This is a genomic window from Streptomyces sp. NPDC096012, assembly GCF_040426375.1.
Taxonomy (GTDB): Bacteria; Actinomycetota; Actinomycetes; order Streptomycetales; family Streptomycetaceae; genus Streptomyces.
In genome coordinates, this window is record NZ_JBEOTD010000021.1 from 17,545 (window position 1) to 22,960 (window position 5,416).

Genomic DNA, 5,416 nt, shown 5'->3' on the forward strand with positions numbered 1-5,416 from the left:
AAACAACAACAATAACAACAACAACGGCCGGGGCGGAAACAACAACAATAACAACAACAACGGCGGAGGCGGGAACAACAACAATAACAACAACAACGGCAGGGGCGGGAACAACAACAATAACAACAACAACGGCGGAGGCGGGAACAACAACAATAACAACAACAACAACGGCGGCGGAGGCGCGAACAACAACAACAATAACAACAACAATGGCGGGGGTGCGAACAACAACAACAATAACAACAACAACGGCGGAGGAGCCAACAACAACAATAACAACAACAACAACGGCGGAGGAGCGAACAACAACAACAATAACAACAACGGCTGAATCTCAGGATCCGGCGGCCTGGTGGATGGAAGTCATCGGCCGCCGGACCGGCACGTCTGGGCCAGGGCAGCGCATGCACGGCAAGGCTGGAAAGCCTGACGCATCGAAGCCCTGTCTGCCCGTTTGACGACGGCGTTCACGCGGACCTGTGGCCCTCAGCGCGGCGCCGCCCGCGTCAGCTCCGCCGATTCCGGCCGGATGCGCCCCTCAACTCTGATTGCAGTTGATGTTCTGGTTGCCGGTGAAGGTGTTGTTGCCCTGGCTGGACTGTCCCGTCGGGTAACAGACCTGAACGGCGAGGAGAGACGTGTTGTTCAGGAGTGAGAGGAGCCCGCCGCCCGTGGTGGCGGCGGCGCCGTTGTTGTTGTTATTGTTGTTGTTGTTCGCACCTCCCCCGTTGTTATTGTTGTTGTTATTGTTGTTGTTCGCCGCCCCACCATTGTTGTTGTTATTGTTGTTGTTGTTGTTGTTCGCGGCGTTGCCGTTGTTCTGCGTGTCGGTCGACGTCTTGCTCGTGGTCTTAGTGCTCGTGCTCGTGCTCTTGCTCGTGCTCTGCTTGACCTGCCCCACCGGGTAAGAGAGCTTGAGGAGTGGCGTGTTGCTCAGAAGCGAGAGAAGTCCCCCGCTTCCCTGCGCCTGGGCGCCGCCGGCGCTGAAGAGAACCGCCGCCGTCGCAGCCGCGCTGATCGTGGCAAATCGCTTGGTAAGCCTCACTCGACCGACCTTTCGTTGTCCCTGTGGCCGAATTCTCAGCCTCAGTGACAGGATGGCGAGGCGGGGCGTTCACCGATAACTAGGCACGCTGTAATGGCCGCCATTTCCCCCGTACAGCCCCCACGTCGATTCCGCAACCTCACGGCGTACGAAAGGGCCCCCGGCGCTCGCACCGGGGGCCCTTTCGTCTGTCAGGACAGGTCAGGACAGGTCAGGACGGCTCGGGACAGCTAGAACGTGCCCAGCTTCACGATGGACAGCAGCGCGATCAGCTGGATCGCCGAGGCGCCCAGCGCCTTCGGCCACGGCAGGTCGTGGGAGCGGGACACCATCAGGGTGAGCAGGGCGCCCGCGCCGATCCAGGTGGCCCAGCCCAGCAGCTGCACGAAGCCGGCGTCACCGCCGAAGAACATCGCCACGACCAGGCGGGGCGTGTCCGTGAGCGCTGTGATCAGCATGGACAGGCCCACCGTCGGCTGCCAGGCGCCGTCGCCGCCCAGCTGACGGGCCAGTGTGTGGGTGACCACGCCCAGGACGAAGAGGCCCAGGACCATCACGACCGCGGTCACCAGCACGATCGGCACCGCGTTGGAGAGGGTGGCGTTGATCGCGTCCCCACGGGCGCCGTCGAAGCCGAAGACGGCGAGCAGTCCGTAGAGGAAGGTGACGACGAGCGCGGGCGCCCACATCGTGTAGTCCCGCATGCGCAGGAAGGTCTGGTTCGGGGACAGGACTATGCCCTTCAGCAGCTCCTTCCAGTGCAGGGGCGGCCCCAGCGGAGCCGCGGGCGCGGCCGCCGAGCCGGCGTGGTAGGTCGAGCCCTGGGTGTAGCCGCCGGCCTCGTCGACCGAGAACGCCTGGGTGTGGCCCGGGTTGTTCGCCGCGTACGGGTCGTGCCCGCCGTGCCCCGCGTCGGGGTAGCCGCCGTCGCCGAAGTACTCCGGCCCGTCGCCGGCCGGCCCCGGGTAGCCGTACGACTGCCCCGCCTGCGGGTACGGCGGCTGCGGCGCCGACGGATAGCCGTACGAGGGACCCGAGGGCTGCCCGTACGCCGGACCCGCGGGCCGTCCCTGCGACGGCCTCTGCTGCCCGTACGACGGCCCCTGCTGCCCGTGCGACGGCCCCCCGGGCCGCCCGCGCCCGTTCGACGGTTGCTGCGGCGCCTGCTGTCCTTGGGGGGTGCGGTTGTCCCGGCCCCCGCGTCCGATCCTGAATCCAGCCACGTCATCGAACGTACCCGGTCCCGGAGACCGGCGGGCCGGACCCGGGCTTCCGGGCCAGGCTTTGCGGCCGACCTGTGACATCCCCTAAGGGGAGGCCCCAGGGGACCTCGGGGGGCGATCCCGGAGGCGGGCCGGGATCGCGCCGCGTCAGTCGTTGAGGATCGTGCCGTAGTGCGGGGCGCCCGCCGTGGAGACCCCGGTGACCGACGGGCCGAAGGAGACCGAGCCCGCCGTGGTGGCCCCGCCGGCCGCGCCGCGCAGGGACCACACCGCCCCGTCCCCCGCGTTCTCGCCGGGGCCCGCCACGGTCAGCTCGGCACGGTGATCACCGGAGTGGTCGGCGAGCAGGACCCGTGCGCCGAAGCGGTCGCCCTTCTCGGCGGTGCCGGGCACGCCCGCGGTGTTCTGGGTGTACGACACCGCGCCCTTCGTGGTCAGGCCGGAGGCGGAGCCGCGCAGGAGGGTGACCGATCCGGCGCCGTCGTCCTCGCCGGGCGCGCCGATCGCCAGGTCCTCGAACCCGTCCCCGTCGACGTCACCCAGGGAGACACTGCCGCCGAAGGCGTCGCCGGTCTCCGCCGCGCCCGGTACGCCCGCCGTGTCCTGGCCGAGGACCAGCGGGGCGCGGGAGGTGTCCCTGCCGCCCGGTCCGCCGTAGACCACGGTCACCTTGCCGCCCTTGGCCCCGGCCGGGTCCGCGGAGACCTCGGAGGGGTTGCCGACGGCGATGTCGGCGTATCCGTCCCTGTCGATGTCGCCGATCGCCGAGACCGTGCCGGCGGGCAGCTCCTGCCACCAGTCGGTGAAGTTCCCGATGGACGGGTCGGTGACCAGGTGGGTGACGGCGGCGCCGGTGCGCGGCTGCCTGCCGTGCACCACCAGGCTGGTGGACCAGGCGGGTGAGACGCGTCCGGCGGTCAGGGAGGTGGCGCCGTACGAGGGTGAGTAGGGGCTCGGGAAGCCGGAGCCCGAGCCGCCCTGGAAGGACCCGGTTCTGGTGAGCGGGCCGTTGACGAAGGACAGGGCGACCGAGCCGGTGGAGCCGATCGCGACGTCGAGGTCGCCGTCGCCGTCGAGGTCGCCCACGGCCACGGCCTGCCCGTAGCGGTCCACGTCCTCGTGCCAGTAGTCGACGACCGTGCGGGCGCCGGACAGGCCGGCCCTGGCGCCCCAGACGACGACCACCGTGCCGTCGTTGGTGTCGCCGTCGACGTCCTCGCCGGGCGCGCCGACCAGGAGGTCGGCGTAGCCGTCGCGGTTCAGGTCGGCGGAGGCGACGGCGCTGCCGAACGCGTCGCCCGCCTCGGCGGTGCCGGGCACGCCGGACGTGTTCTGGGTGATGAGGGTGCGGGTGGCCGTCTTCAGGCCGCCTGAGCCGCCGTAGACGACCGAGACGGCGCCCGCCCTGGACTGGCCGGCCACGGTCGCGTCGGGGGCACCGATCGCGAGGTCGGTGCGGCCGTCGCCGTTGAAGTCGTACGGCGCGGCCGCCGCGGTGGCGTGCGCGGTGGGCACGGCCAGGACGAGCGGGGCCAGGACCGCGGCGACGGCGGTGGCGAGGACGCGGGTACGCATGGAGTTCCCTCGGTTCCCTTGTGGCAGGTGTGCGGCCCTCGGGCCGGGTCGGGTCACTGGGCGATGGCCCAGGCGAACTCCCCGCTGCCCTTCACGGAGACGTCGCGGGCGCCGATGTACCTGGCGTAGTCGGCGGTCAGGCCGGAGGCGGTGCCGCGCAGGACGGTGACGGCGCCGTAACCGTTCTCGCCGCCCGCGCCCGTCACCAGGTCGGCCTTGTGGTTGTCGTTGATGTCCGTCAGCCGGACCGACTGGCCGAACTGGTCCCAGTCCTCCGCGGCGCCGGGCACGCCCGCGGTGTCCTCGGTGTAGGTGCGCGCGCCCTTGGTGGTCAGGCCCGAGCCGGAGCCGAACAGGATCGTCACGGCGCCGGCCTCGGTGGCGTGGCCCACGTCCTCGCCGGGTGTGCCGACCGCGACGTCGGCGTAGCCGTCGCCGTCGATGTCACCGGTGCCGATCGACGAGCCGAACATGTCCCCGGCCTCGGCGGCGCCGGGTGCGCCCGGGGTGTCCTGGTGGATCACGGTCGGGGTCTGGTCGGGGTCGGGGCCGTTCGGGCCGCCGTACCAGACGGAGATCTGGCCGCCCTTGTGACCGGACTTCTTGTCCGCGCCGGGGTCCGTGGGGTCGCCCAGGACGAGGTCGCCGTAGCCGTCGCCGTTGACGTCGGCGATCGAGCCGGGCAGGCCGTCGGCCTTCGGCAGACTCTTCATGGCGTACTTGGCGCCGGTCCAGGTGAAGTACCTGACGTCGCCTCCCTCGTCGCCGTCGACGAGGAACGGGTAGACGCGCTCGGCGGCGCGGTCGCCGTTCAGGTCGCCCGCGAACACCTCGCGGGTGCTGCCCAGTTCGCCGACGCCGAGGTTGCTCGCCGGAGTGCCCGAGCGGGTGACGGGCCCGCGGTAGAGGCGGGTCTGGGTCCGTCCGGTGAGGGTGACGTCGGGCTTGCCGTCGCCGTCGAAGTCGGCGACCGCGACGGCGGAGGCGAAGTCGCCCCACTCGGGGAGGGTGGACGGCTGGGGCAGCAGGGCGCCGCCGGACAGGCCGGACTTGCCGCCCCACAGCACGGTGGCGCTGCCCACGGCGTCCCGGTCGCCGATGCTCTCGCTCGGGGCGCCCACGACGAGGTCGCTGTAGCCGTCGCCGTCCAGGTCGCCGGCGGCCAGGCTCTGGCCGAAGAGGTCGCCCTGCTCGGCGGTGCCCGGGACACCGGGGGAGTTCTGCGTGATCACGCTGCGCCTGCCCGCCGAGACACCGGAGGACGAGCCGTAGAGCACGACGACGGCGCCGGCCTGCTCGGCCGAGCCGACCTGGTGGCCGGAGGCGCTGAGGGCGAGGTCCAGGTAGCCGTCGCCGTTGAAGTCGCCGGCGAGGCGGGAGGGCGCGGCGCCGGCCGGGGTGACGGGAAGAGCGGTGAGCAGGCCGGCCGACAGGGTGGCGGCCAGCAGGAGGACGCGCTTGCGCAAGGCGGGGCTCCGGGGTGGGACGGCAGGGGGCCGGGCCCCCGGGGGGGCGGCCCCGCCCGGGCCGGCGGGGGGGGGGGGGCGGGAGACGGGGCGACAAGCGCCGG

5 protein-coding genes are annotated in these 5,416 nt (G+C 71.1%); 1 reads left to right on the top strand and 4 read right to left on the bottom strand.

Features of this window, described 5'->3' with window-relative positions:
- The coding region (locus ABVB68_RS20725) for a hypothetical protein (RefSeq protein ID WP_353602570.1) at window positions 1-334 on the top strand (334 nt) is incomplete at its 5' end.
- A 207-nt stretch (window positions 335-541) separates the two neighbouring features.
- Here ABVB68_RS20725 and ABVB68_RS20730 read toward each other — a convergent pair.
- The 4 genes from ABVB68_RS20730 to ABVB68_RS20745 form a co-directional block, all read right to left on the bottom strand.
- Window positions 542-1,048: a hypothetical protein gene (locus tag ABVB68_RS20730; protein ID WP_353602571.1), complete on the bottom strand. Its 507-nt coding sequence runs from the start codon at window positions 1,046-1,048 to the stop codon at window positions 542-544.
- A 230-nt stretch (window positions 1,049-1,278) separates the two neighbouring features.
- A complete protein-coding gene (locus ABVB68_RS20735) occupies window positions 1,279-2,352 on the bottom strand; it encodes a YIP1 family protein (RefSeq protein WP_353602572.1) in 1,074 nt (357 codons plus the stop codon).
- Between the two features lie 66 nt (window positions 2,353-2,418).
- Window positions 2,419-3,846, bottom strand: a complete 1,428-nt coding sequence (locus ABVB68_RS20740; RefSeq protein WP_353602573.1) for an FG-GAP and VCBS repeat-containing protein — start codon at window positions 3,844-3,846, stop codon at window positions 2,419-2,421.
- 53 nt (window positions 3,847-3,899) lie between these two features.
- Window positions 3,900-5,312 (bottom strand): FG-GAP-like repeat-containing protein, encoded by a 1,413-nt coding sequence (locus ABVB68_RS20745; RefSeq protein ID WP_353602574.1) that lies wholly within the window; start codon window positions 5,310-5,312, stop codon window positions 3,900-3,902.
- Window positions 5,313-5,416: the final 104 nt, after the last annotated feature.